At 67.7% G+C, this 25,528-nt stretch carries 20 protein-coding genes; 8 read left to right on the forward strand and 12 right to left on the reverse strand.

Annotation, left to right across the window (positions count from 1 at the left end; genetic code table 11):
- Positions 1 to 13: 13 nt before the first annotated feature.
- Entirely contained in the window at positions 14 to 1,522 is a 1,509-nt protein-coding gene (locus FB468_RS12300; RefSeq protein WP_170219716.1) for an ABC transporter substrate-binding protein, read from the reverse strand.
- Positions 1,523 to 1,637: 115 nt separating this feature from the next.
- Between FB468_RS12300 and FB468_RS12305 the strand changes: the two genes are divergently transcribed.
- Entirely contained in the window at positions 1,638 to 2,423 is a 786-nt protein-coding gene (locus FB468_RS12305; RefSeq protein ID WP_141887605.1) for a GntR family transcriptional regulator, read from the forward strand.
- Here FB468_RS12305 and FB468_RS12310 read toward each other — a convergent pair.
- A complete protein-coding gene (locus FB468_RS12310; protein ID WP_246055867.1) occupies positions 2,420 to 3,298 on the reverse strand; it encodes a metallophosphoesterase in 879 nt (292 codons plus the stop codon). The two genes, FB468_RS12305 and FB468_RS12310, sit on opposite strands and share 4 nt — an antisense overlap.
- A gap of 121 nt (positions 3,299 to 3,419) precedes the next feature.
- Between FB468_RS12310 and FB468_RS12315 the strand changes: the two genes are divergently transcribed.
- Positions 3,420 to 3,986, forward strand: coding sequence for an NADPH-dependent FMN reductase (locus tag FB468_RS12315; RefSeq protein ID WP_141887606.1), 567 nt, complete (start codon positions 3,420 to 3,422; stop codon positions 3,984 to 3,986).
- Between the two features lie 58 nt (positions 3,987 to 4,044).
- The gene (locus FB468_RS12320) at positions 4,045 to 4,920 is read left to right on the forward strand and encodes a helix-turn-helix transcriptional regulator (RefSeq protein ID WP_170219717.1); all 876 of its coding nucleotides are present in this window, start codon (positions 4,045 to 4,047) and stop codon (positions 4,918 to 4,920) included.
- 33 nt (positions 4,921 to 4,953) lie between these two features.
- On the opposite strand, the gene FB468_RS12325 is transcribed toward FB468_RS12320, so the two are convergent.
- Positions 4,954 to 5,622: a TetR/AcrR family transcriptional regulator gene (locus tag FB468_RS12325; protein WP_170219718.1), complete on the reverse strand. Its 669-nt coding sequence runs from the start codon at positions 5,620 to 5,622 to the stop codon at positions 4,954 to 4,956.
- Positions 5,623 to 5,705: 83 nt separating this feature from the next.
- On the opposite strand from FB468_RS12325, the gene FB468_RS12330 reads away from it, so the two are divergent.
- On the forward strand, positions 5,706 to 7,052 hold the full coding sequence (locus FB468_RS12330; RefSeq protein ID WP_141887609.1) for a glycosyltransferase: 1,347 nt from the start codon (positions 5,706 to 5,708) through the stop codon (positions 7,050 to 7,052).
- Positions 7,052 to 10,846: an InlB B-repeat-containing protein gene (locus tag FB468_RS12335; protein ID WP_141887610.1), complete on the forward strand. Its 3,795-nt coding sequence runs from the start codon at positions 7,052 to 7,054 to the stop codon at positions 10,844 to 10,846. Before FB468_RS12330 ends, FB468_RS12335 begins: the two co-directional genes overlap by 1 nt.
- A gap of 7 nt (positions 10,847 to 10,853) precedes the next feature.
- On the opposite strand, the gene FB468_RS12340 is transcribed toward FB468_RS12335, so the two are convergent.
- The 5 genes from FB468_RS12340 to FB468_RS12360 all read right to left on the reverse strand — a co-directional run bounded on the left by FB468_RS12340 (position 10,854) and on the right by FB468_RS12360 (position 17,827).
- Positions 10,854 to 12,065: an MFS transporter gene (locus FB468_RS12340; protein WP_141887611.1), complete on the reverse strand. Its 1,212-nt coding sequence runs from the start codon at positions 12,063 to 12,065 to the stop codon at positions 10,854 to 10,856.
- Between the two features lie 80 nt (positions 12,066 to 12,145).
- Positions 12,146 to 13,498, reverse strand: a complete 1,353-nt coding sequence (locus tag FB468_RS12345) for an O-acetylhomoserine aminocarboxypropyltransferase/cysteine synthase family protein (RefSeq protein ID WP_141887612.1) — start codon at positions 13,496 to 13,498, stop codon at positions 12,146 to 12,148.
- Entirely contained in the window at positions 13,495 to 14,727 is a 1,233-nt protein-coding gene (locus tag FB468_RS12350) for a MalY/PatB family protein (RefSeq protein ID WP_141887613.1), read from the reverse strand. The genes FB468_RS12345 and FB468_RS12350 overlap by 4 nt, the downstream gene beginning before the upstream one ends.
- A 102-nt stretch (positions 14,728 to 14,829) precedes the next feature.
- Positions 14,830 to 16,110, reverse strand: coding sequence for a heparan-alpha-glucosaminide N-acetyltransferase domain-containing protein (locus FB468_RS12355; protein ID WP_170219719.1), 1,281 nt, complete (start codon positions 16,108 to 16,110; stop codon positions 14,830 to 14,832).
- Between the two features lie 73 nt (positions 16,111 to 16,183).
- Positions 16,184 to 17,827, reverse strand: a complete 1,644-nt coding sequence (locus tag FB468_RS12360) for a SulP family inorganic anion transporter (RefSeq protein WP_246055868.1) — start codon at positions 17,825 to 17,827, stop codon at positions 16,184 to 16,186.
- Between the two features lie 140 nt (positions 17,828 to 17,967).
- Here FB468_RS12360 and FB468_RS12365 point away from each other — a divergent pair, with 140 nt between their 5' ends.
- Positions 17,968 to 19,317 (forward strand): anaerobic C4-dicarboxylate transporter, encoded by a 1,350-nt coding sequence (locus FB468_RS12365; protein ID WP_141887616.1) that lies wholly within the window; start codon positions 17,968 to 17,970, stop codon positions 19,315 to 19,317.
- A gap of 43 nt (positions 19,318 to 19,360) precedes the next feature.
- Here the strand turns inward: FB468_RS12365 and FB468_RS12370 are convergent, their stop codons facing one another.
- From FB468_RS12370 to FB468_RS12380, 3 genes are all read right to left on the reverse strand, one after another.
- Positions 19,361 to 19,951, reverse strand: a complete 591-nt coding sequence (locus FB468_RS12370; protein WP_170219721.1) for a GNAT family N-acetyltransferase — start codon at positions 19,949 to 19,951, stop codon at positions 19,361 to 19,363.
- A gap of 86 nt (positions 19,952 to 20,037) precedes the next feature.
- Positions 20,038 to 21,138: an N-formylglutamate amidohydrolase gene (locus tag FB468_RS12375; protein WP_141887618.1), complete on the reverse strand. Its 1,101-nt coding sequence runs from the start codon at positions 21,136 to 21,138 to the stop codon at positions 20,038 to 20,040.
- A gap of 94 nt (positions 21,139 to 21,232) precedes the next feature.
- The gene (locus FB468_RS12380) at positions 21,233 to 21,709 is read right to left on the reverse strand and encodes an ATP-dependent zinc protease family protein (RefSeq protein WP_141887619.1); all 477 of its coding nucleotides are present in this window, start codon (positions 21,707 to 21,709) and stop codon (positions 21,233 to 21,235) included.
- Positions 21,710 to 21,735: 26 nt separating this feature from the next.
- Here FB468_RS12380 and FB468_RS12385 point away from each other — a divergent pair, with 26 nt between their 5' ends.
- Entirely contained in the window at positions 21,736 to 22,932 is a 1,197-nt protein-coding gene (locus tag FB468_RS12385) for a RimK family alpha-L-glutamate ligase (RefSeq protein ID WP_141887620.1), read from the forward strand.
- Positions 22,933 to 22,952: 20 nt separating this feature from the next.
- Here the strand turns inward: FB468_RS12385 and FB468_RS12390 are convergent, their stop codons facing one another.
- Complete coding sequence (locus tag FB468_RS12390; RefSeq protein ID WP_141887621.1) at positions 22,953 to 24,305, reverse strand: MFS transporter; 1,353 nt, start codon at positions 24,303 to 24,305, stop codon at positions 22,953 to 22,955.
- A gap of 204 nt (positions 24,306 to 24,509) precedes the next feature.
- Between FB468_RS12390 and FB468_RS12395 the strand changes: the two genes are divergently transcribed.
- On the forward strand, positions 24,510 to 25,505 hold the full coding sequence (locus tag FB468_RS12395) for an IS481 family transposase (protein WP_141887622.1): 996 nt from the start codon (positions 24,510 to 24,512) through the stop codon (positions 25,503 to 25,505).
- The last annotated feature ends 23 nt before the right edge of the window (positions 25,506 to 25,528 follow it).

Genomic DNA, 25,528 nt, shown 5'->3' on the forward strand with positions numbered 1-25,528 from the left:
GATCGCGCTCCGGTTACTCCGCGACCGTGATGCCGCTGAGGGCAAGGTTGTTCGCGATGCGGCTCGTCGGGTAGCCGCCGAGTGCGCTGTCGGCCACGATGAGCGTCTGGGGCGAGTACAGCCAGTCGCTCGCCGAGTCTTCGGCGACGATCTTCGCGACCTCGCTGAGGTTCTTGTCTCGGTCTGCTTCAGAGGCGGCGGTGTTCGCATCGGCGACGAGCTGCTGCACCTCGGCATTGTCGTAGTTCCAGTAGTACGCGGGGTTGCCGTAGTAGCTGAGCGTCGAGGGGTCGACGTGAAGCACCATCGTCAGTTCGTAGTTCTTCTTCGTAAACGCTTCGTCGAGCCAGGTCGCGAACTCAACCTGGTCAATCTTCACCTCGACGCCGACCTTCGCGAGCTCAGCCGCGATGAACTCGGTGATGATCGTGTCGTAGGTGTTTGACACGGTGAGCGTGAGACTGAGGTTCTCCTGCCCCGCCTCCTTGAGCAACGCCTTTGCCTCTTCGGGGTCGTAGGGTGCGCTCCCGGTGGTGTCGACATACCAGGGGTCGCTCGGCACGGTCATCGAACCCACGGTGATCGCGCCGCCGCCGATGACCTCGACGAGCTCCTCCTTGTTGATCGCCTGGCGAATCGCCTTGCGAACGCGCTCGTCGGAGAGGGGCTCGAACGCGTTGTTGAACCCGAGCGTCATCCAGCTCGTCGAGGCGCCCTCTGTGACCGTGAAGGCCTCGTCGTCGGCGAACAGGGCTGCGGTCTCGGGCGTCGTGCCGGCGATCATGTCGATCTCGCCGCCGCGCAGAGCGGTTGCCGCGGTCGTCGGGTCGGTGATGTAGTGGAAGACGACGCCGCCGTTTGCCGGCTTGTCGCCCCAGTAGTTTTCGGCGGGGACGAGCGAGATCGTTGCGCCCTTGTTCCACTGGTCGACCGTGTAGGGGCCGGTGCCGTTCGCGGTCGTCGCGAGGTCGAGCCCCTCGGTCTGAGGCGTGACGAACCCCGCGGCGGTCGTGAGGGTGTCTAGGAAGTTGATGTCGCGGCGTGACAGGGTGATGACAACGGTGCTGTCGTCGGTCGCCTCGATGCTCGCGACCGCGGTCATACGCTTCGCGTCGGGGTTCAGCGAGCCTTCGGCGCTCGACGCAGTGAGTGAGCCGACGACGTCTTCGACGGTCATCGGGGTGCCGTCGTGGAACGAAACGCCGTCGCGCACGGTGAAGGTGTAGACCAGGCCATCCTCGGAGACCTCCCACTTCGACGCGAGGGCGGGGGTGATTTCGAGGTCCTCAGACATCCCGACGAGGCCCTCATAGACGTTGCCTCGCATGAGCTGCACGAGCCCGGCGCCCGAGGTAGTGCGGACGTCGAGGCTCGTCGGCTCAAGGCCAACCTGGATGTCGACAATCGCCGTCGGATCGGTCGCTGCCGAGGGCTCCTGCCCCGCCCCCGAACCCGTTGACGCGCAGCCCGCGAGGAGAAGACCGCTGAGCAGGAGAGCTGCGGGACCAGCCAGTTTGCGCATGACGCACCTTTCTATAAGCTGAGGATTGTTTGAAGTGCCCCCAGAGTGATCTAGACGTCTATATGTTTGCGTGGTCAAATGACACGGAGTGGAGTGCGTGGTGAACATTGAGCAAATGAACGCCAAAGGGGCAGGGGGAAACATGCCGATGTATCGCCGGATCGCGACGGAGCTGTGGGCGGACGTGCAGTCGGGGAAGCTTCCTGCCGGCCAGAAATTGCCGAACGAAACGGCGCTCGCCGAGCGCTTCGGGGTCACGCGGCTCACCCTGCGGCAGGCCGTCACCGAGCTCCAGCGGCTTGGCGCCGTCGAGATCCGGCGCGGCGTCGGTACCTTCGTCGTGACGCCACCCGACCTCGTGGAGATCGTCGCGAGTGTGCCGCTCGCGCGGCAGTCGACCGACGCGATGGCGGAGGCACTCGACTGGCCGCCGCAGCAGCGTTCGACGGCACCGGTGCGCCGCGTCGACGAGGTCGTGCTCGCCGAGGGGCCGGCGAACGACGCACAGGGGGTGGCGGCCGCGGAGCACCTCGGAGTGGAGCAGGGCGAGCTGCGGAGACTCGATACCGTGATGCTTCGGGATGGCAGACGGTGGATCGCGAATAGCTACTGGTATCGCCCGAGTCTCGCTCCGATCCCTGACCTGCTGAGCTGCCACGAGTCTGTTGTTGCCGCCCTCGCGAACGGGCAGGGACTCGAGCTGCGGTACCTGTGGCGGGCGTTCAGTGCAGTCGGCGCCGACTTCGATGACGCAGAGCGCCTTGAGGTGCCACCGGGAACCGCGTTGCTCGTGCGAGACGGCGTCTCAGCGACGCTCGACGGGACCCCGGTGTTCTACGTCCGGCGCAGGCTGCGCGGCGACGAGGCCAGGTTCGTGCTCCGCTACGACAACGCCGACTAGCCGCGACCCGCGGCCGCGATGATGCGGGTGACGGTTTCCGTGTCCATGCGAAACACGTCGCCGCCCGTCACCGGCCGGGTGAACGGCACGACGCGAACGCGGTCGGCGCTCACCTCGAGTGTCGCGCCCCCGAAGTCGTCGCTCGCCGACTCCACGGCGGGGTCCTCGAACGCGGCGGCGACGTTCGCGCTGCCGGGGGCGACGACGACGGGAATGCCGCGCACGAATTCGACGACGGGCAGGTGGTAGTGGCCGGCGAGCACGGCGCGCACGTCACTGCCGGCAAGCCGCTCCCAGAGCGCCGCCGTGTCTGCGTCGCCGAGGTCGAGCGCGCCGAGCAGGTCGGTCTGGGCGGGAACGGGCGGGTGGTGCATGATGAGGATCGTGCCGTGCTCGGCGGGCGTCGCGAGTTCGACAGCCAGCGCATCAAGCTGCGCGGGATCGAGCGCGCCGTAGCCCGCGCCCGGAACCGAGGTGTCGAGCACGATCGTGCGCCAGCCGCCGGCGGTCGCGACCGACGCGATCGGCCGCGCGGGGTCGAGGCCGCCGTTCAGCGGCGTCGCTGCGACGCCCAGCTGGCCCTCACCGAGGACAGCGCGGAAGCTCTCCCGGCGGTCATGGTTGCCCATCGCGAAGACGACGCGTGCGCCCCTTTCGGCAGCCCACGGCTCGAGTAGCTCGCGCGCGAGCTCGTACGACGCCTCTGAACCGTCCTCGCTCACATCGCCCGAGCAGACGACGAGGTCGAATTCGCGCCCGGCGACGTGCGCGAGTGTTCGCCTGAGGTGGTCGGCGGTGTCGACCACGCCGTAGTGGCGCGAATCGTCGCCAAACAGGTGGGTGTCGGTGAGGTGGAGCACGCGCAGAGTAGCCATGGCTGCACTGTACTCCGCCCGCGTGAACAGACGGTGTTCTCTCAGGCGGAGTGGGAATGCTTGAGGGAGCGCCGAGGTTCTCCCTTGAGAACTCGCAGCGTTCTAGAAAGGAACTGTAGTTATGGCTACGTACAACATCGGTTTCATCGTCGGCAGCGTCTCCTCGACCTCGATCAACCGCCGCCTCGCCAACGCGCTCGTGAAGCTCGCGCCGCAGGCCGACCTCACGCTCACTGAGATCCCGATCGCGAACCTGCCGTTCTATTCCGCCGACCACGACGGTGGCATCCCGGCCGCCGCCGCAGAATTCAAGCAGGCCGTTGAGGCCGCCGACGGCATTATCATCGTCACCCCCGAGTACAACCGCTCGGTGCCCGGCGTGCTGAAGAACGCGCTCGACACCGCGAGTCGCCCCTGGGGGCAGAACAGCTTCGCGGGCAAGCCCACCGCGGTAGCCGGCGCGTCGATCGGCCAGATCGGCACGGCGCTCGCACAGCAGCACCTCCGCTCGATCCTCGCGTTCCTCGATGCGCCCGACCTGCAGCAGCCCGAGGTCTACCTGCAGATGACCGAGGGGCTCATCTCGGAGGATGGCGAGGTGTCGAACGAGTCGACAGCCGAGTTCCTGCTCGGCTGGCTCCGCACCGCCCACGCGCACTTCGAGCTGCACGCGAAGCGCAACGGCTAGGCTTCCGCAACGCCGGGCGGCGCGGAATAGCGGGGGCCGCGCGCGGGTTGCATCTCGCATGCAGAACACCGCAACCGCGCCGCTTGGCACGCTCCTCGAAAGCATCGACGTCGTCGTGACGACAACGACGCGCGTCGCGCTGCCCCAAGGCCGCCGGGTCGTCACTCCGGCTGGCGCCGTCACGCTGCTCTACGTGGTGAGCGGGCGGCTGCGGGGAGACTCGGCGACCTCGTGCGAGACCGGCCCGAACCACGCGGGCGTCGTCGCGCGCGGACACGTCTCGGAGTTTCCGGCGGGCTCCGCGATCCTCACCATGGGGGCGGTGCCGCTCGAGTTCACCGCGGCGAACGACGCCGAGGTCGTGCGGGTCGGCGTCGAACTCAACGAGGCGGCGCACCGCCTGCGCAGGATCCTGCCCGACCCGCTCACCATCACCGATTTCTCCCGCATCGACCCGGCGCTCGCCTCACTCGCGAGCAACATGGGCGAGGCCGTTTCGCCCGCGCCCATCGTCGCGGCTGGCGGGGGCGAAGTCGTCTGCCGCCTCATGGCCCGCACCCTGCTCATTGGGGTGCTCCGGGCTTGGGTGTCGGCGGGATGCGCACCGAGCGGCTGGGCGGCCCGCGCCGCGGATCCACACCTCGACCCCGTGATCTCGGCGATTCACTCCGACCCGGGCCGTGACTGGTCGCTCGACGCGCTCGCGAGCCTGGGCGCGATGTCGCGCTCGGCGTTCTCGCGGCGTTTCCGCGAACTCGTCGGCTCCTCGCCAGGCCAGTACATTACCGGCGTGCGAATGGAGGACGCGAAGCGTCGCCTCGCGCGCGGGGCCTCCGTCACCCAGACCTCGCGTGAGCTCGGCTATGCCTCAGACGAGGGGTTTAGCCGCGCGTTCAGGCGCCACACGGGCGTCGCCCCGTCGCGCTGGGAGTAGGCGCGGGCCGGTGCGCGACGATCGGTCTGCCAGCTATTTGGCGAAGGGATCCGATGCGCTCGCCAGAAGCACCGTGTGCCTGAGCCAGGTCTCGTAGTCGGCGTGGCTCCAGCCCGCTTCCGTGACAAGTTGGCTGTAGCCCTCCGGTGAGAGGACGAACGAGAGCGCGTCTGCTTGCCGCTCGCGGGGTGCTTTGGCCGAAGCCATGCCCCTCCGGCGCAGCTCATCAACGAGCACGAGCATGTCCTCCCGCCTGCGGCTGCGGAGCCCGCCGAGCGTCGAGTGCACCGCGGCGTCGGACGTGGCGGCAGACACCAGCGCGGCCCACAACTGATTGCTGCGCCGGTTTGACTCGGCGACAAAGTGAGTGATGCCGAGAATGTAGCGTTCGTTGTCGCTGTCAGCGGTGATCTCGGCGATTGGTTCGTGGGTGGCGAGCGTGTCTACGCCCTCGGCCCCGGCGAAGCTCAGTTCGAACGCGGCGAACAGCAGGTCACGCTTGGGGCCGTTGGCCTTCAGTGTTCCCAGCGAGACCCCCGCTTCGCGCGCGAGATCCGCGAGCGACGTGCCGTCGTAGCCGGCCGAAGCGAAGAGTTTCGCAGCTGCCCGAACGATCCGTAGTCGCGTCTCGGCGGCCTGCTCGTCACGCAGTGGCGAGCTGTATTTTCGAGCGGCAGATTGGGAGTGAGAAGATGCAGACAATTGACTGACCCTATGGTTTAATGAAATACCTAACGGGCTCCAGCATAGTCGGGACGCCTCCACTCTTCCCTGAAAGGACACCGGTGTTCGCCGTTCTTCTCTGCAGCACTCCCGTTCACGGACACGTGACGCCGCTCCTCGCGGTCGCGCGCCACCTCCACGACAGCGGGCACCGCGTGCGGTTTTTGAGCGGCTCAAAGTATCGCGAAGCGATCGAGGCCACCGGTGCTGAGTTTCTCGCGCTTCCCGCAGACGCCGACTACGACGACGCCGATATGGACGGCGCGTTTCCTGGCCGGGTGGGGCTCACTGGGCCGGCGGGTATCCGCTACGACATCTCCACAATCTTTCTGCGCCCGGCGCTGAGCCAACTCGCTGCGGTCGAGGCCGCGCTCGCCGCGGAAACCACGGACGCTGTGCTGGTGGAGCCGATGTTCATGGGCACGCTCGCGCTTGTGCGGAAGCGTCGGAGCGAGCGGCCGGCGGTGATCTCGCTCGGGATCATTCCCCTCGGGCTTTCGAGCCCAGACACCGCCCCCTACGGGCTCGGCGTCACGCCCATGCGCGGGCCAATCGGGCGTCTTCGAAACTCCGCGCTTCGTTTCTTCGCTCAACGGGCTATCTTCGGCGGGGTGCAGAAGGAAGCTGAGCAACTCATTCTGAGTGCCACCGGTGAACCCCTCGAGGGGTTCTTCATGAACGGGCAGGAGAGTGCCGACGCGATTGTGCAGTTCTCCGTGCCCGGGTTCGAATACCCGCGCTCAGATCTTCCGGCGAACGTCCATTTTGTTGGACCACTGTCACGCACGGTCCCCTCCGGAGGAGTGCTCCCGGAATGGTGGGGCGAACTCGACGGGAGTAGGCCCGTGGTGCACGTGAGCCAAGGTACCGTCGCCAACCGCGACTATTCGCAACTCATCGAACCCGCTGTTGCAGGGCTCGCGGGAGACGATGTGCTTGTCGTGGTATCGACTGGAGGCCGCCCTGTCGATACGCTCCCGTCGCCGCTTCCCGAAAACGTACGCGTCGCCCCGTATCTCCCACACGACAAACTCCTCCCGCTCACAGATGTGTTCGTGAGCAATGGCGGATACGGCGGGGTCCACTACGCGCTTGAGCACGGCGTGCCCCTTGTGGTCGCGGGGAAGACTGAGGACAAGGCCGAGGTGACCGCCCGAGTCGGGTGGAGCGGGGCAGGGATCAACCTCGCAACGGCCGCACCGAAGCCCGAGAAGGTGAGAAAAGCCGTCCTCCGGGTGCTTGCCGACGACAGGTATCGTGCCGCGAGCTCGCGCATAGGCGCCGAGATCGAGGCGTCCGCGGGGCTTCGCGGTCTTGAAGAGGTCATCGTGAAGGTTTCCGCCACGAACGCACCCCCGTCACTCGGTTCGGGGAGTTCAGAATCAAGCTCGACGATTGGATCGTACTGATGTCACGGAGCTACACGTTGCCGCTGAGCATGGCGCTCGTCGTCACTGCGCTGCTGGGCGGAACCGCCCCGGCGATCGCCGATGATGAGGCCGAGGTGCCTCCTGGGGTCACAGCCACCGTTGCGGGCGAAACGGGCCAGCAGATGCCAACGCCAGAAGAACCCGCGCAGCAGGATCTGGCGGAGAACGATCCGTCGCAAGAGGAGCCGGTACCTCCCGTCGAGGAGCAGGCGGTTCTGGCGGAGGCGCAGGCGGACCGCGCCGAGCCGCTCGGGTTCGCCGCGGAAGACACATCAGTGCCCGAGCCGCCGACATTTACTGCCATCGGCGCGCGCGACACTGTCGCGTACTTCAACTGGACGTACGCGGCAGGCGATCCAGCAACATCTGGCAGCGTGCTTGTGACCGTATGGAATGCTGAGACTGGTGGAGAGCCGGTCAAAACCTGCTCAGCGCCTGCGCCAGGGACTTACTGCGAAGTCTACGGCCTGAAGCTGTACCAAAAGTACTGGGTTTCGGTGCAGAGGGTGCAGTTGGACGGCGCGATCTCGGAGCACTCCAAGCGGGAAATGATCGAGCCTAGGAAGGCCCCAGACGGCCCCACTGGCCTTGCGGCCGAAATAGTGGAAGGTCACATCGAGGTGTCGTGGACGAAATCACCTGATCCGATCGACGCGCCGGTCATCCGTTACGACGTGTGGGTCGGCGGCACCGCCCCTGATACCTTTGCCGCCGGCTTCCCAGTCAGCGGGGCTCACAGCTCCGCGTCCATCGATCTCGAGTCTGTTCATTTGCGGCACGTGCGGGGGCACATTCCCTACGTGCGGGTCACCGCTACGAACCTTGTTGGCGACAGCGATTGGCTGAGTTCCCCGCGGGTGGTTCTGACTCAGCGGGTACCCGTCTCTGCTGTCACACCAGCGCTTGGGGCACCGACCTCTATAGCCAACGGGTTCACCGTCAAGCTTTCAAACTTTGATCCCGACGCCAAATATGAAGTGACGACAACCTTTGGAACGGCGAAGCTCGTCGGAGACACGATCACAGTCAGTGGACTTGCGGGTGGCAGCACCGCGGATATCTTCGTCAAGGCCTCCAAAGCAGGTTACTTCAGCGGCTCAGCAACGACGCGCGGGACGGCAGGCTTACCGAATGCCACTCTCCGGATCGACCAACCTGTGCGCACTGCGGATGGCTTCACCGTCAAGATCTTAGACTTTGATCCTCTCTTCGCCTACGACCTGCTGCTCAGACCCGAAACTACCGACGAGCTCACCGCCAAAGTGGTGCGGCAGGGTGACACGATCATTGTCTCGGGTCTCTCAGCAGGCGCCATCGCTTATGTCGGCGTGGACGTTTCTCGTTCCGGCTGGAAATCGCACAGTATGTGGATAGTCGAGTACGCGCTTCTTGCCCCAAGTAGCGTCCCAGCCTTGGTGGGGGATCAGGTTTACCCTGACGGGTTTTCCGCCGTCATCGCAAACTACAACGCGCTGCAGACGTATCGGATAGTAGCGCCTGTCGGGGTGAGCGCGACCCGGGCCGGCGACAGGATTCTGGTGACGGGGCTCGGAGCGAATCAAGAAGCAACGATCCAGGTCTTCTCGCAGTGGCCGGGGCAACGCGAAGCGGAGTCAAGCTTCACGGGACGGTCGGCGAAGAAACCTTCGGTCGAATTCTCCGTCACCGGCGTGACCCCAACGGCGAATGGGTGGACGGCCCGCATCGCTGACTATGCGTCGCTTGCCGGGAACGACACGACGTTCACCGCCGTGACCACCGCGGGCACCGTCAGTGTTGTTGAGGGGGTCGTGGCGGTGACAGGGCTCGCTCCAGACGAGGCGGCCGATGTGACCGTGACGCTCAACCGCACAGACACAGAGCCCTCGACTGCTCGAGCCGGGGGACGGGCGCTTCAGGAGCACACGGTGACGTTTGACGCGGGCCCCGGCACGCCAGCAGTGTCTGCCGCAGCTGTGACGCACGGCTCACCGGCGGAGCCGCCGTCGCCGCCTGTGCGGGAGCGATACGTGTTTACGGGCTGGTTTGCTGACACAGAGTTCACGATGCCCTACGACTTCGATGCGCCGGTAACGTCGAATCTGACGCTCCACGCGGGGTGGGAGATCAGCACCTACGCGGTGACCTGGAACCCCAACCGGGGCGGTGCAGGCGTGCCCGATACCGTGCTGATCGAGGGGGCGACGCTTGGCGCACTCCCGATGCCCGTCGCAGATGGCGCGGTGATCCGTGAGTGGAACACCCGGGCCGACGGGACGGGGCTGGCGGTACGCGCGGACACGGTGCTGTCGGAGGTCGCAACCGAGACCGAGGTGGCCCTGTACGCGATCTGGGATGTACGCACGCTGTCGCTGACCTTTGACCCAGGAAGCTCGGTCTCGTCGACCGCGACGGCGGGTGACACCGTCTCGCTGACCGCGACCGCGAACGCGGCGTTCGGCGGCACCGTTGACGTCTCCGACGAGGTCAAGATTTCGTCAACGGTTCCCAGCGACGTGGCCGCGCAGTCTCGGGTGCGCGTGACGACCGCGGGCCCGCGCACGCTGACAGGGGTGTTCGACGGCGCGACCGCGGTGGCGACGCTCGACGTCATTGCGGGGCCCCTGGGAACGCTCACGCTGACGCCGGCTCAGGGAACGACTGACCAGGGAGGCTCGCTCGACTTCACCGTCACGGGCGCTGACGTCGAGGGGAACCCGGTTCCCATCGCCGCGGCCGACGTGATGCTCAGCAGCTCCGTCGAAGGCGACGATGTGGACGGTCTACGGGTGTCGTTCCCGACGGCGGGCCCCCGCCAGATCACTGCGTGGGTCGCGGGAGCAGGCGCGCCACCAACGACAGCCGACGTGACAGTAGCGCCACGGTACCTCGTGAGCTGGGACGAGAACTGGAAGGACGCAGCTGCACCAGAGTCCGAGGTCGTCGCCGCGGACCGGCTCGCCGACCTCCCCGACCCGTCAGCCGCGGGCTGGGTGATCAGCGGGTGGAACACGAGCGCGGATGGTTCGGGCGCGTTCGTGACTACCAGCACCCCGCTCGCCTCGGTCGCTTCGGGGCCGAATGTCACACTGTACGCGATCTGGGAGCGGCGCACCCTGACCATTACCCCGTCGTCTTCGGCCCACGTGTCGGGCAGCACCGTCGATATCACGGCGACCGCGAATGCGGCATTTGGTGGAACGGTTGACGTCACAGCCGACGTGGAGCTTGAGTCCTCTGAGCCGACGGACGTGGTGGCGGGCTCCACTGTGGCAGTGACAGTGGCGGGCCCACGGACATTCACGGGAGAGTTCGATGGTGCGCGCGCCAGCGCTCAAGTCGATGTTGTTGCGGGGGCTGTTGCCGCGCTCACGGTGACGCCATCGGCAACCACCGTTGACCGCGGGGGAAGGCTCGAGTTCAGCGTGGCTGGCGTTGATGCCGCGAACAACCCAGTCGAGATCGATCCGGCAGACGTGACGATCACGAGCGACGTCGCGACCGACGTTGTCGACGGCTTGACCGTGACCTTCCCGACCGCGAGCCCGCACGTCATCACCGCACGGGTGGGCGACGTGACCGCGTCGGTGACGATCGAGGTTCGGGGGGAGAAGACGTCTCCTGAGGCCCCGGGGAGCGAAACGCCACAGCCCGGAACCGCCGAGGCCACGGCCGCGAGGCTCACGGAGACCGGGGGTGGCTCCCTCGCGCCCCTGGCAGCCTTGGCCCCCGTGTTGCTCTTCGCTGGCGTGGCACTTGTGCTCAGACGGCGGGCGCGGAACGGAGGGAACTAGGCGCGGCCTACGCGCGACCGCGGTGCGACGCTCCGAACATGACCGAGCCGCAGACGAGGATCGCGATCGCGGTGGCGTAGACCGTCGTGATGCCAGCGGCGTCACTGAGGATCCCGCCGCCCGCCGCCGCGAGGAAGATCGCCGCCTGGAACCCGACGACGACGAGGCTGCCGCCCGCCTCGAGCGCGTCGGGGAGCCTGTGGCCCGCCCAGGTGTTCACGACGAGCAGCCACGAGGCGAAGAAGAAGCCCCACACGGTGACCGCGATCCCGACCGCCCAGAGCGCGCCCGGGGCGGCGAGCACGGTGAGCGCCGCTGCGGCGATGATGAGCGGTGCGACGATCGAGAACAGCTTGAACGCGCGGTCCACGACGAGGCCGATGACGAAGTTTCCGACGAACCCGCCCGCACCGAACAGCGCGAGGAGCAGCACGACCGTCGACGGCGTGAGCGGCGCGCCGGTCGCATCAGTGACCCGCTCGAGGGCGAGCCTGATGTAGGTGTAGGCGGCGAAGTGGCCGAGCACGACGAGCACGTGGCCGCCGAGCCCGAGCGAGACGCCGGGCTCCCTGAGCGCGCGGCCGAGCGCCCGGAAGCCGCCGGCCTTCGTGGCGGGGATGCGGGGCAGCGTCACTCGCAGCGAGACGGCGAGCAGCAGCATCGCGACGCCGATGATCGCGAACACGAGTCGCCAGTCGAACGCGTTCGACAGCATGACGCCGACGGGCACGCCCGCGACCGTCGCGAGCGAGACGCCCCCCGACGTAAACATGAGCGCCCGGCCGAGCCTTGTAGGCCCGACGAGCGACGACGCGGCGCTGATCGACATCGACCAGAACGTCGAGAGCGCGGCGCCGAGCATGAACCGGGCGATGAGAATCAGCCAGAACGACGGTGCGACCGCGACGAGCAGGTTTGACGCGGCGCCCAGCAGCGCCATCCAGATGAGCAGAGCGCGGCGGTCGATGCGCGGGAAGACGCTGCCGACGAGGAGCGCGGTGATGAGGCCGGCGAACGCGGTCATGCTCACGGTCTGACCCGCCTGCCCCGGCGTGATGCCGAGGGTCGCAGCCATCTCAGTGAGCACGCCGTTGGGCAGAAACTCGCTCGTGACGAGCAGGAAGCTCATCGTCATGAGCGTGAGGAGGGCGGCGTACGGCATGGGCGGGTGCTCCTCTTGCCGCTGGGCTGCGACGGGAACGGGCGCGGTGGTGGTCATGCTTCTACGCTCCCAGCTCGCGGCGAACTGCGCCCGACCGTGCGAACCAGGATCCCGACCGATCGTGCCCGGCCGGAGCGCTACACCCGGTCGAGCCCCGCGCGCAGGTCGGCGATGAGGTCGCGCGGCGACTCCAACCCGACCGACAGGCGCAGGAGCCCCGGCGTGATCCCGAGCCGCTCGTTCACCTCGGGCGCGAACGTCGCGTGCGTTGACGTGAGCGGGTGAATCACCATTGACCGAGTATCGCCGATACCGGTCATGCGCGAAAACACCCGCAGGCCGTTCACGAACGCGCGGGCGCCGTCGACACCGCCGCGCACCTTGACCCCGAACACCGAGCCGGTGCGCGCGCCAGTGCCCGCAGCGGTCAGACCGTAATCACGCTTCGCGAGCTCGTAGAGCGGCGAACTGGGGAGCCCGGCGTAGTCCACGGCCTCGACCTCGGGCTGCTGCTCGAGCCAGGCCGCGATCTCGAGCGAGGAAGCGACGTGCCGCTCCATCCTCAGCGACAGCGTCTCCATCCCCTGATGGAGAAGAAAGCCGTTGAACGGCGAAAGGGAGGGGCCGATGTCATTGACGACGGCCTCGCGCGCTGCTCGCGCGTAGGCGCCCTGGCCGAAGCGATCCACCATCGAACCGAGCCCCGGCTTCACGTCGGTGATGAGGGGGTACGCGCGCCCGGCGCTCTCGGCGGCCTCCCAATCAAAGGTGCCGCCGTCAACGATCGCGCCCCCGACGGCGGCGCCGTGGCCCGTGAGAAACTTCGTCGTCGAGTGCACGACGATATCTGCGCCGTGCTCGATGGGACGAATGAGCGCCGGGCTACCGATCGTGTTGTCGACGACGAGCGGCAGATTGAAGCGCCTCGCGACCGCTGCGATCCGCGCGAGGTCGGTGACGTCGTTGCGCGGGTTCGGGATCGTCTCCGTGTAGATCGCCTTCGTGTTCGGGCGAATCGCGCGCTCCCACTCAGCGTCGTCTTCGGCGTCCCAGACGTAGTCGACGTCGATCCCGAACCTGTTGAAGCTGCGGCCGAACAGAATGCGCGTGCCGCCGTAGATCGACGCCGTCGAGACGATGTGGTCGCCGCCCTTGGCGAGCGTGAACAGGGCCGCCGAGATGGCCGCCTGCCCACTCGAAACGGCGACCGCCGCGACGCCGCCCTCGAGCGAGGCGAGCCGTGCCTCGGCGACGCCGTTCGTTGGGTTGCCCTGGCGCGAGTAGATCGGATCGATGCTGCGCCCGGCGAACCTGTCGACCTGGTCGTCGAAGTCGTCGAACACGTAGCCGGCGGAGAGCGCGATGGGCGGGACCCTGAGGCCCGTGTTCAGGTCGGGGTACTCGCCGGCATGAACCTGGCGGGTGTCGAAGTCGAAGTCCGCCCAGTCGGTGCGGGGCTGGGCGACGTCGTTGCCGTGTGCGGTTGTCATGAGCGGGTCTCCTTCGGTGTCTCGGTGGTGGGTGTCGCGGTGGGCAAGATGCTGGCGATGCGCCTCACGGCCTCGCGGATGGTGTCGGGCGCGCACGCGAGGTTGAGCCGCACGTGCCCCGCGCCGCCAGCCCCGAAGAATGCGCCGTCGTTGAGGGCGACGCGGGCGCGCTCGAGCACCGCGCGATAGGGGTCGGGGCCGAGGCCGGCCCCGCGCAGGTCCAGCCAGGCGAGGTAGCTCGCCCGCGGGGAGGTGAGGCCGACTCCCGGGAGGTGTTCTGCGACGAGGTCGGCGAGCAGCCTGCTGTTCGCCTCGATCTGCGTGATGGCCCTGTCGAGCCAGTCGCGGCCGTGGGTGAAGGCCGCGACGGAGGCGTGCAGCCCGAGGATGCTCGCCCGCGTCGTGGTCTCGGGCGGGAGGCTCGCGAGCACGGCGTTCGCGCGGTCGTCGGCCGCGACGATGAGCGCGCACTTCGTGCCCGCGATGTTCCAGCCCTTGCTCGCCGAGACCGTGGTGACCGCGAGCGCGCCGGCCGCCTGGGCGATCGGGGCGAACGGTACGAACGTCTCGCCTGTGTGGGTGAGCGGCGCGTGAATCTCGTCGGAGACGACCGCGACTCCGTACCGCGCGGCGAGCTCAGCGAGGCCCCGCAGCTCGTCCGCGGTGTGGACGGTGCCGTGAGGGTTGTGCGGGTTGCAGAGCAGGAACGCGTCGACGCCGCCCGCGAAGGTTCGCTCGATCAGCGCGAGGTCAAGCCTGCCCGCGGGTGCGGCCGTAAGCGGCACCTCGACGACCTCGAACGGCAGCTCTTCCAGCATCTCAAAGAAGCCCGGGTAGACGGGCGTCGGTACGGCGACCCGCTGGCCGCACGGGGCGAGCACGCGGAGCGCCTCGACGACGCCGGTTGCGACGTCCGTCGCGAGGTGGACGCTGTCCTCCCGTACCTCCCAGCCCCAGCGATCGCGCGCGAAGCCAGCGAAGGCCCCGGCGAGCGGCCCCGGCCCGTCAAGGTAGCCGAGGTCAGACGCTGCGACCCTGGCGATGAGCGCCTCACGGATCTCGGGGGCGACCGCGAAGTCCATCTCCGCGACGAACAGCGGCAGCGTGTCTTCGGGGAAGCGGGTCCACTTGAGGCTCGTGCGCTCGGTGCGCAGCCGCCCGGGTGTGAGGTCTGAGAACGGCACACCGCTGGGGTCGAGCTCAGGTGCGGGGCTGGGACAGTCGGACATGGCCCAATCCTGCCCCAGCAGCTGCGACGCCGCGATCCCGGAGGTAACGCGGCGTCATGCAGCGCAGCTTCCCGGGTCGGGCGCAGGCATCGCGGGGCGCGACTACGCCCTGGTCAGCCCGCGGACGATGCCCGAGGTGAGCGCCTCGAGCGGGCCGCGCTTCCCGGTCGCTGACAGGATGATGCCGAGCACGATGACGCCAGCGAACTGTACGCCCCAGGCCGCGACGCCCGATACCCACCACGGCATACCCGCCGCGAGAACCGCTTCGGGGTTGTTCATGAGCGGTGCGTAGAGCAGGCCCGTCACGACGATGTGCAGCGTGTAGATCGTGAGGGGTGCCGCGCCCGCGGCGCGGAACACCTCAGTGACCCGGCTCGTGCGCGTTCCCGCTGCATCGAACATGAACACGAGCAGGCCGATGACCGCGAGCGCGATGCCGACCGTGCGCGCGATGTCGAGGGGCGTGCCCGAGTGCGGCGCGGCGATGAGCAGTGCCCACAGGTCGGGGGAGCTCGGCGCTCCGAACTGCTGGCCTGAGACGAACGTCGCGAACTGGGCTGGGTCGAGGCCCTCGGGAACGGACGCCCCAAGCGTGGCGAGGTTGGCGAGCGCCCAGTTCGACACGAGCGTGCCTGCGACGGCGACAGCTACGCCGACGCCCGCGAGCGAGAGTGCCGCCTTGCCGAGGCGCTTCCTACTCGTTGCGCTGATCAGGGCGCGGGCGACGAGCATGCCGACGAGCAGGTACACGACCCAGGTGATCGCGGGGTAGGCGCCCGTCACCAGCACACCGCGGAGCGTCTCGACCGGCTGCTCGACGAGGGAGAGGTACGACGGAGAGCCGGCCTCTTCGACGACTCCGAGCGACTGGCGCAGCAGCGCGTTCAGGGGCCCTCCGGCGACGCCGACGACGAGCGCGACGAGGCCGACGAGCCACGAGCGGGCAGCGACGAACGGCGCAGCGAGAATCATCGCGACGCCGTAGTACACGAGCACGACGACGATCGGGCTCACCACGTAGCCGAGGGCGAGGCCGAGGAGGATCAGGATCACGCCGCGGAGCGCGACGCCACCGATGGCCGCGCCCGTGCGCCCGGCGGCGAGCGCGCGGCGGCTCGCGAAGACCGCGCTGAGCCCACCGAGTACGGCGAAGAGGGGAGCCGCGATGCCAGCGGTGAGCGTCGTCGCGAGCTCACCGGCGCCCTGCTCGAACGCCGAGACTGTCGGATTCATGGCATTTGTCGCGACGAGGTGGGCTGCCATCATGCCGGCCACCGCGAGGAGGCGTGCGATGTCGACACCAACGTAGCGGACGCGGCTCGGTCGAGCCTTCGTCCGCTCTGAGCCGGTGGCAATTGCGGGTACTGCGGAGGTGTTCATGGTTCCAGTCTGTGCCTTCCCGCCGCCCATGTCATCGCACCGTGGCACGATCGGCGGTGGTACCAGGGTGCCGTTAGGCTCCCCGACCCCGCGCGATGTGGTCGCGCGCGTGGGCGACCGCCGGCTCGAGCTCGGCGAATGAGTGCTTCGGGTCCCGCAGCGAGGCGTCCACCCCAAGCCGCTTGAGGAGCGTGCGGTGCTCGAGGCGAACGCCCTTCAAGAGCACCGTCGCACCCCTGCGCTCGAGCGTCGTGATGAGCTCGGCGAGCGCGTGCGCGCCGGTCGCGTCGACGATCTGGAGGCCCGAGAGCCGCAGCACGACGACCTCGACGTCGGGCTCGTCGGCGATGGCCTCGACGATGCGGTCGGCCGCGCCGAAGAACAGAGAACCCTCGACGCGGAACAGCGCGATCCGCTCGTCGCCGGGCGCCGCGGGGCCGGGGAGCGGCTCGCGCGACGCGATGCTCGCTTTGCTGAGCGCGCGGAGCGCGAAGAACGCCGCGACGGCAACGCCGATTCCGACAGCCACCACGAGGTCGACGCTGACGGTCACGAGCAGCGTGACGAAGTACACGGCGGCGCTCGATTTCCCCGATCCGAACACGCGCTTCGCGGTCTGCCACGAGACCATGCGGGCCGCGGTCATCATGAGCACCCCTGCGAGCGCGGCGAGCGGGATCGCGCCGACGATCGGCGCCGCGACGAGCACCACGAGCAGGAGCGCGAGCGCGTGCACGATCGCGGCCATCCGGGTGCGGGCGCCCGAGCGAACGTTGACCGCGGTGCGCGCGATAGCGCCCGTTGCGGGCATGCCGCCGAACAGGCCCGAAGCGATCGACGCGAGGCCCTGGCCGAACAGCTCGCGGTCGGCGTTCACGGGCCCCGTATCGGCGATCGTCGCGGCCACGCGGGCCGACAGGAGGGACTCGATCGCCGCGAGCGCGGCGACCGCTGCCGCGGGCCCCGCGAGCGAAGAGAGCATTGCGGCGTCGAAGGCGGGGAGCGTCGGCGCCGGCAGCGAGCTCGGCAGCTCGCCGATGTTCGGGAGCGCCGAGCCCATGAGCACCGCGACGACCGAGACGACGAGGATCGCGGCGAACGACGACGGGAAGCCCGGCGCAAAGCGCTCGAGCAGCAGCATGATGGCCGCGACCGCCGCGACCGCCGCGAGCGGGAGCAGCGCGGCCGGCCAGCTCGCCTCGGTGACGGTTTGCCAGGCGGCGACGACGGCGTTGGATGAGTGGCCGGCGTTCTCGACTCCGAGCGCGGCCGGGACCTGCTGCAGGAAGATGATGATGCCGATGCCGGCGGTGAAGCCCTCGATGACGGGCCACGGAATGTAACTCACGGCGCGGCCAAGGCGAAAGACTCCCGCGAGCACAACCATGAGGCCGGCCATGAGGCTGACGACGGCGACCGCCCCGACCCCGTGAAGCACGACGATGGGCGCGAGCACGACGACCATCGCGCCGGTCGGGCCCGACACCTGCACGTTTGAGCCGCCGAACACCGCCGCGACGAGGCCCGCGACGATCGCGGTGATGAGGCCGGCCTCCGCGCCAACGCCCGAGCTCACGCCGAACGCGAGGGCGAGCGGAAGCGCGACGATTCCGACGGTGAGACCCGCGACGAGGTCACCGCGCCAGCCCGCTTTCAGGCCCCGGTAATCGGCTCGGGTGGGAAGCAGGGAACGAAGCCCCGCAAGAATTGAGGACACGTGTTGCCTTTCTCCTTGTCTATCCATCATGCCTCACTTCGGTGCGGTGATCCTTTTGTTAATAGATATTTCAAAAGAAAAGCTGGGCTAGAGCCCCTCTCGCAGATAGTCTGATCCAGAAAATAGCAAAAGGGGAACCCGTGGATATCTTCCTATTCATAACGCAGTTGCTCGTCGTGCTCGGCTGTATCGTCATGGGTACGCGCTCCAGCGGTGTTGGGCTCGGCCTCTGGGGCGGCACCGGCGTCGCGATCCTGGTCTTTGTCTTTGGGCTCGCCCCCGGCGCCCCGCCCGTCGATGCTCTTCTTATCGTGCTCTCCGTCGTACTCGCATCATCGATGATGCAGGCCGCGGGCGGCATCGACTGGATGGTGTCGATCGCGGCAAAGGTGATCTCGAAGAACCCGAAGCAGATCACGCTCATCGCGCCGCTCACGGCCTTCCTGTTCTCCGTCGGCGCCGGTACGTCGAACATCCTGTACCCGCTCCTACCCGTGATCTACGACCTGTCGTACCGCAACGGCATCCGCCCGTCGCGCCCGCTCTCGCTCTCCGTCGTCGCTACGGGCGTCGCGCTCGCCTGTAGCCCCGTTTCCGCGGCGATGGCGGCGATGATCGCGCTGACCGACACGGCGCCGTGGAACTTTGAGCTCATGGACATCATCAAGGTCACGCTCCCCGCCGCAATCGTCGGCATCTTCCTCGCGAGCCTCTTCGTCCGCCGCCTCGGCAAGGACATTGCGGACGACCCCGAGATCCAGGCGAAGATCGCCTCGGGCAAGCTCGTGGCCCCCGGCGCGACCGCGACCGCGGTGAAGGCCGAGGTGACGGTGACCAAGGAGGGCCGCTGGGCGGCAATCATCTTTCTGCTCGGCGTTCTCGCAATTGTTGTCTTCGGCCTGTTCTCCGGGCTGCGACCGCTCGGCGCCGGCGATGACCCGCAGCCGATCGGCATGACCCCGATCATCGAGATCATCATGTTCGTCGCCGGTACGCTCATCATGCTCGTTGCCAAGCCGAAGGTCGCCGAGATTCCGACGATGACGGTGTTCCGGGCCGGTATGGTCTCGGCGATCGCGCTGTTCGGCCTCGCGTGGCTGACGAACACCTTCCTCGGCGAGCACTCGAAGCTCGTTGCCGAGGGCATCGGCGGGCTCGTCGATACGGCCCCCTGGATCTTCGCGCTCGGCGTCTTCCTCGTCTGTGTGCTCACGACCAGCCAGTCGACGGCGACGAACTCGATCGTGCCGATCGGCCTCGCGGCAGGCATCCCGCTTGGTCTCATGAGCGGCATGTGGGCCGGCGCGTTCGCAGGCATCTACCTGCTCCCCACCAACGGCTCGCAGATCGCGGCGGCGAACTTCGACGAATCGGGCTCCACGAAGCTCGGAACGAAGCTCGTCGACCACTCATTCTTCCTGCCGACACTCATCCTCGCGGTGGCGACGATCGCCGTCGGCTCGCTGTTCGGAGTGCTCTGGGGCGGATAGCCGTACGGGCTGAGCGGCGAACGGGGCTGAGAGGCCCCGCCGCTCAGCCCGCCGCCGGCTGCCTGAGGTAGGTCTGCACCGTCGGCGAGCCGGGGATGTGGACCTGCTTCGCCGCGACGTAGCCGAGGCGCTCGTAGCGCGCGTCGTTCGCTGGGTTTGACGATTCCAGGTACGTCTGCAGGCCGGTCGCGTCGTAGCGTTCGAGCGCCGCCGCGACGAGTCGCATGCCGATGCCGAGCCCGCGTGCGGCCGGTGAGACCGCGAGCAGTGAGAGGTACGCGTGAGGCGCGGTTGGCCGCGCCTCGGCGAACAGATCGCCTTCGCCAAGCAGCGCCTCAGCGGCCGCGTCACCGATCGTGCCGCGGAGCAGCCGCTCGTACGCGCCGAGGTCTTCCTCGGCGATCTCGTCCTCGCCTGGCGGGAACCACGTGGAGACCGCGCCGAGCGAACCGTCGGGGAGCTCCGCGACGAGCGGCTCGCCGCGCTTCACCGCCTGGTCGGCCATGAACCGCCAGTGCGCGATTGCGTGCGCTGCCCGGTCTGCGTGCTCTGGGAACGCCGGGCCCCAGACGGGGTCGTCTCGGAACCCTTCCCAGAGGATGCGTGCGGTCTCGTCGAGATCTGTCACCCGCATGGGACGAACCGTAAAGGGTGCGGTGCCACTGCTCATACGGTGATACTAGTCCGCGACCGGGATCGCCGCGCGCGGCCGACCGGGCGCTACGCGGAGGCCGTGCGGAATGCGTCCCAGGCCCGCTTGCAGGCCTGAGCGATCGCGTCGATGTGCGCGGGATCCTCTTCGATCCAGTCCGTGCCGGGCTCCTGCAGTTCCGCAGCGGCCGCGGGGCCGAGCAGGAATTCGCGGAGGAACTCTGCCTGGACTGCCCCCGGCGTGAAGTTCGCCGCCTTGGCCTCGGCCCGCATCGCGCCAAAGCGCGCGCCCGCCGCGCGGATCTCCTCGCTGCCAAGGTACGGCTGGTTGAGGAGCACGGCCGCCGGATCGGCGACCTCGAAGCCCTCGCGGTGCGCCGCTGCGAGCGCGCGAAGCGCCGCGGGATCCATCGTCGGGCGATCCTCGGGATCGCGCTCCTCGCCGTCGTGGTCGCCGCGATTCGAGAGCGCAACGACGGCGGGGAGCCGGTCTGCCTCAGCTCGGGCGACGTTCACGGCGCCCTCGCGGGTCGTCGTGGTGTTCATCGTGTCGTGGAATGAGAGGCGCGTGAACGAGCCTCCGCGCTCGAGGCCCTGGGCGATAAACCTGTCGGTGAGCTCCTCGCGGGTGCGCTCGTACACGCCGAGGCCCTGCTCGGCGGTGTCGGCAAACGCGTCGACGAGGCGCTGCAGACCCTCATCGGTCTCGGGGATTTCAAGGATCGGGAAGAACGAGAACGTGACGGGGCGAATCGCGTCGACGCCCGTGAGGTCAACCTTCTGCCACGCGCCCGCTTCTCGGACGCGCTCGATCGCCGCGGCGAGGTCTGCACGCACATCGTCGGGCTTCTTCCGGTTCGGGTCGCGGATGAGCCGGGGGTGCGGGTTGATGACCGCCACGATGCGGGGGTCGATCTCGGCCCAGCGACGCACGATCGATGCCGTCGCGACGTCGCTGAAGTCGTACTGCAGGCGCCGCGTGAGTGCGGGGGAGAGGAACTCGGCGAGCTCCTCCGGGATGGCCGCGCCAGAGTGCGGCGTGGCGACGAGGAGGTCGGCGTCAGCGATGGCCTCATCGAGCGAGCGCGAGTCGGAATTCGCGTAGTGGGTGATCTGTTCGGCAGTGAATACGGTCCCGGCGGGGATCAGATCGAGGCTGTTCGTGCTCATGTGCCCAGAATACTCAGCGGCCCGGCTCTCGACCAGGGATTCTCTGAATTCTTAGGGGAATATCTATGAACTTGTCGTGGCGGCGCGTGTCGGGCTAGGCGAGGCCGCGGTTGCGCTTGCGGATTTTCGACGGCGGGCGCCCGCCGAGGAATGACGCGCCCGAGTCGACCACGTACCCCTGTTTCAAAGCCTCGCGCCCAATGAGCATCCGAAAGACCATTTCTTCGCGGTCCGTGAGCGTCACCTCGGCCGGGACGACCCTGCCGACGAGGCCGAGGTCCATCACCACGACGAGACGGTCTTGGGTGTGCCCTGAAGAGCTCCGAACCGTCCTGCGGTCGTGAATAGGCAGCTCAATCTCGACCTCGTCGAGGGTGCCCTCCTGCCACGGCTGAACCGTGAAGCGCACCCATGCCTCACCGCCCCGTTCGAAGGGAGTAATGTTGCCCGCGTGCAAGGCCGAGGTTTGCGCCCCGGTGTCGATTTTGGCCTTGATCCACGGCACTCCGATTCCGGGCAGGCTCACCCATTCACGCCAGCCCGTCAGGGTGCTTGAATAGTATTCGTCCACGGCATCTATCTTGGCAGGAAATCACCTTGAAACTGGCGATTCTTTCGCGCGCCCCCCAGGCGTATTCGACGCAGCGCCTCCGCGCGGCCGCTGAGCAGCGCGGTCACAACGTGAAGGTGCTGAACACCCTTCGCTTTGCGATCGACCTTGCGACTGATGAACCTGACCTGCGCTACCGCGGCAAACTCCTGAGCGACTACGACGCGATCCTGCCCCGCATCGGCAACTCGATCACCTATTTCGGCACCGCGGTCGTCCGCCAGTTCGAGCAGATGGACGTCTACACGCCGAACACGGCGAACGGCATCTCAAACGCGCGCGACAAGCTGCGCGCGATCCAGATCCTCTCGCGCCACTCGATCGACATGCCGCCGACCGCGTTCGTGCGCAACCGCGCCGACGTGCGGCCCGCGATCGAGTCCGTCGGTGGTGCGCCCGTCGTGATCAAGCTGCTTGAGGGCACTCAGGGCATCGGCGTGATCCTCGCGCCCCAGGTGAAGGTCGCCGAGGCGATCATCGAAACGCTGCACTCGACGCAGCAGAACGTGCTCATTCAGAAGTTCATTGCGGAGAGCCGCGGCCGCGACATCCGCGCGCTCGTTGTGGGCGATCGCGTCGTCGCCGCGATGCGCCGCGTCGCGTCGGGCGACGAGTTCCGGTCGAACGTGCACCGCGGCGGCACCGTCGAGGCCGTGCAGCTCGACCCCGCGTACGAGCAGACCGCCGTGCGCGCCGCCCAGATTATGGGGCTCCGCGTCGCGGGTGTCGACATGCTCGAGGGCGACGACGGCCCGCTTGTGGTGGAGGTCAACTCGTCACCCGGCCTGCAGGGCATCGAGACCGCGACCGACCTCGACGTCGCCGGCGCGATCATCGACTACATCGCGAACCAGGTGAACTTCCCCGAGATTGACGTGCGCCAGCGGCTCTCCGTGTCCACGGGCTATGGTGTGGCCGAGCTCGCGATGCACGCGGGCGCTGAGCACGTCGGAAAACCGCTCGGCGACCTCGGGCTCTGGGAGCGCGACATCACCGTGCTGACCCTGCACCGCGGGGTGCAGGTCATCCCGAACCCGCGCAAGCACGTGGTGCTCGAGCCCGAGGACAGACTGCTCTGCTTCGGCAAACTCGAGGAGATGCGCTCGATGATTCCGGAGCGCCCGCGCCGCCGCGCTCGCGTGCGGAAGCTCCCGCCCGAAGCACAGGACCTCGTCGACGGCTAGCCGCTGTCGGAAATACACAGCTACGCTCTGTCTGAGGTCTCCCGAATCGCTGGGCTGCCTACCCGGGCTGTCTCCCGCACGAGCGTTTCGGGGAGGAACGCGATCGCGATGAGCCCGATCGCGCTGAGCCCGACGAGGTAAGCAGCGACGAGCCAGGGTGCACCGCCGCCGACTGCGACGAGCCAGGTCGCAACGAGCGGTGCAGTGCCGCCGACGAGCGCGGCGGGAATTTCTCGCGAGATTGCGATCCCGCTCCACCGCATCGAGGTCGGGAACGCCTCGGCGAGTAGCGCCGCGGATACGCCGATCGTCGCGCCCTGAATCACCGCGAGCCCCAGCACCAGAGCGATCCCGATGAGTGTCGCGGACTCAGTCTGGTAGAGCACGAACATGGGGAACGCGAAGAGGATCGCGAAGACAGCTGCGAAGAGCAGCACGGGCTTGCGTCCGATGCGGTCGGCGAGCCGACCGAAAAGCAGGGTTGCTGGGATCGTGAGCAGCTCCGCGATGATGAGGCCGATGAGGGCGGATGTCGGGTCAACGTTGAGCGTGCCCGTCGTGTAAGAGATCGAGAACGTTTGCACGACGTACACCCACGGCAGTGCGAAGACGAAGAGGCCCATACCAGGGAGAAGCACGCGCCAGTGGCTTTTGATCGCCTGCGCGAGCGGTGCGCGCTGTACGACGCCCTTCTGTTCGGCGGCCTCGAACGCCGCGGTTTCCTTGACCTGCAGCCTGAAGTACATGGCCAGCGCGACGATGAGAACGCTCGCAACGAACGGGATTCGCCAGCCCCACTCGCGGAACTGTTCGGGGGTGAGGACGGCCGTCAGGACGGCGATGGTGACGGTCGCGAGCGCCATACCGACGTACACCGCTGCCCCGGGGAATCCGGCGATGAAGGCGCGGTTTCGCGTGTCTGACGACTCGCTCGCCATGGTCATAGCACCGGCGAACTCGGCTCCGGCGCCCGCGCCCTGGAAGATGCGCAGCACGATGAGCGCGATCGGCGCCCAGACGCCGACGGTCTCCGCTGTTGGCAGCAGGCCGATGAGTGTGGTCGCGAGGCCCATCATGAGCAGTGTTGCGAGCAACGTCGCCTTGCGCCCGATGCGGTCGCCGAAGTGGGCGAAGATGAGGCCACCGATCGGGCGTGCCCCGAACCCTACGGCGAAGGTTGCGAAGGCTCCAAGCATACCGGCGAGGCCATCGCCGCCGAAGAACAGGGGCGCAAAGACCAGCGCGGACGCGAGGCTGTACAGCGTAAAGTCGAACCATTCGATGACGGTTCCGACTGAGCTGCCGATAACTGCGCTGCGGCGCTCTTTCGGCGAAGCGAGACCCGCTCGATCGATGTCGTTGTGGATGGTCATAACACTCCTTTGTGTGTGAAGAACTGGGTGAACCCCGCTGGGCCCGCCCCAACGATAGGTCGGCGAGCGCCACCCCTGACATGTGCGAATGCTCCACTAGGTGTAGTGTCCAGGGTCGTTGTTTGATCTGGACTCCGTGACAGAGACGAGAACCTCCGGGCAGAGTGGAGCTGCTACCACTACAGCTCTACACCGGAGGTTCTCGTGTCCCACGCTAACGCAGCCCTGACCCCACGCCAACGACTCCGCATCGCCCGCCTCATCATCAATGAAGGATGGACAGTCGCGCACGCCGCTGACTATTTCCACGTCGCCTGGCCGACCGCTCAGAAATGGGCTCGACGCTACGCCGAGCATGGGATCGCCGGCATGACCGACCGATCCTCTCGCCCGCACGCCCACCCGAACCAGACCCCGCGCCCGATCGTGCGGAAGATCAAGCACCTGCGGATCACGCGCCGACTCGGCCCGGTCGAGATCGGCGGTCTCCTGCAGCTTCCACCCTCCACGGTTCACGCAGTCTTGGTGCGGGAACGGTTGAACCGGCTCTCCCACATCGACCGGAAGACCGGGGAACCAGCCCGCAGGTACGAACACCCGCATCCGGGTTCCCTGATCCATGTCGATGTGAAGAAGCTCGGCAACATTCCTGACGGAGGAGGCTGGCGCACGGTCGGACGAGTCCAGGGTGGGAAGAACCGGGCTGCGACTCCCGGGAAGGAACGGAGCCGTAGGCGTGACGTGCTGATGCGGCACGCCTACGTGCACACCGTGATCGATGACCACTCCCGAGTCGCGTATGCCGAGATCCACGATGACGAGCGGGCCGAGACCGCGATCGGAGTACTCCAGCGGGCCGTGTCCTGGTTCCAAGATCGCGGGGTGCGGGTCGAGCGGGTGCTCTCGGACAACGGATCCGCGTACCGCTCTCACGCCTGGCGTGATGCCTGCAGCGGCTTGGGAATCACACCGAAGTGGACACGCCCGTACCGGCCGCAGACCAACGGGAAAATCGAGCGGTTCCATCGCACCCTCGCGGACGGGTGGGCGTACAGTCGGCACTACTCTTCAGAGCAGGCGAGACGGAAAGCACTTCCCGCGTGGCTGCACTACTACAATCAGCACAGGCCCCACTCGGCCATCGGGCAGCTCCCGCCAGTCACACGACTATCGAGCAACCTCCCCGGGCAGTACAACTAGGTCGTCAATCAAATGTACGCTGT

Source organism: Leucobacter komagatae (assembly GCF_006716085.1).
Lineage (GTDB): Bacteria > Actinomycetota > Actinomycetes > Actinomycetales > Microbacteriaceae > Leucobacter > Leucobacter komagatae.

Coding starts and splice junctions, on each gene's coding strand:
- FB468_RS12370 (WP_170219721.1), bottom strand. CDS start 19,951: ATGCGGGTGACAGATCTCGACGAGACCGCACGCATCCTCTGGGAAGGG.
- FB468_RS12345 (WP_141887612.1), bottom strand. CDS start 13,498: ATGACAACCGCACACGGCAACGACGTCGCCCAGCCCCGCACCGACTGG.
- FB468_RS12300 (WP_170219716.1), bottom strand. CDS start 1,522: ATGCGCAAACTGGCTGGTCCCGCAGCTCTCCTGCTCAGCGGTCTTCTC.
- FB468_RS12310 (WP_246055867.1), bottom strand. CDS start 3,298: ATGGCTACTCTGCGCGTGCTCCACCTCACCGACACCCACCTGTTTGGC.
- FB468_RS12315 (WP_141887606.1), top strand. CDS start 3,420: ATGGCTACGTACAACATCGGTTTCATCGTCGGCAGCGTCTCCTCGACC.
- FB468_RS12375 (WP_141887618.1), bottom strand. CDS start 21,138: ATGAGCACGAACAGCCTCGATCTGATCCCCGCCGGGACCGTATTCACT.
- FB468_RS12340 (WP_141887611.1), bottom strand. CDS start 12,065: ATGACCACCACCGCGCCCGTTCCCGTCGCAGCCCAGCGGCAAGAGGAG.
- FB468_RS12390 (WP_141887621.1), bottom strand. CDS start 24,305: ATGACCATCCACAACGACATCGATCGAGCGGGTCTCGCTTCGCCGAAA.
- FB468_RS12350 (WP_141887613.1), bottom strand. CDS start 14,727: ATGTCCGACTGTCCCAGCCCCGCACCTGAGCTCGACCCCAGCGGTGTG.
- FB468_RS12335 (WP_141887610.1), top strand. CDS start 7,052: ATGTCACGGAGCTACACGTTGCCGCTGAGCATGGCGCTCGTCGTCACT.
- FB468_RS12305 (WP_141887605.1), top strand. CDS start 1,638: ATGAACGCCAAAGGGGCAGGGGGAAACATGCCGATGTATCGCCGGATC.
- FB468_RS12320 (WP_170219717.1), top strand. CDS start 4,045: ATGCAGAACACCGCAACCGCGCCGCTTGGCACGCTCCTCGAAAGCATC.
- FB468_RS12355 (WP_170219719.1), bottom strand. CDS start 16,110: ATGAACACCTCCGCAGTACCCGCAATTGCCACCGGCTCAGAGCGGACG.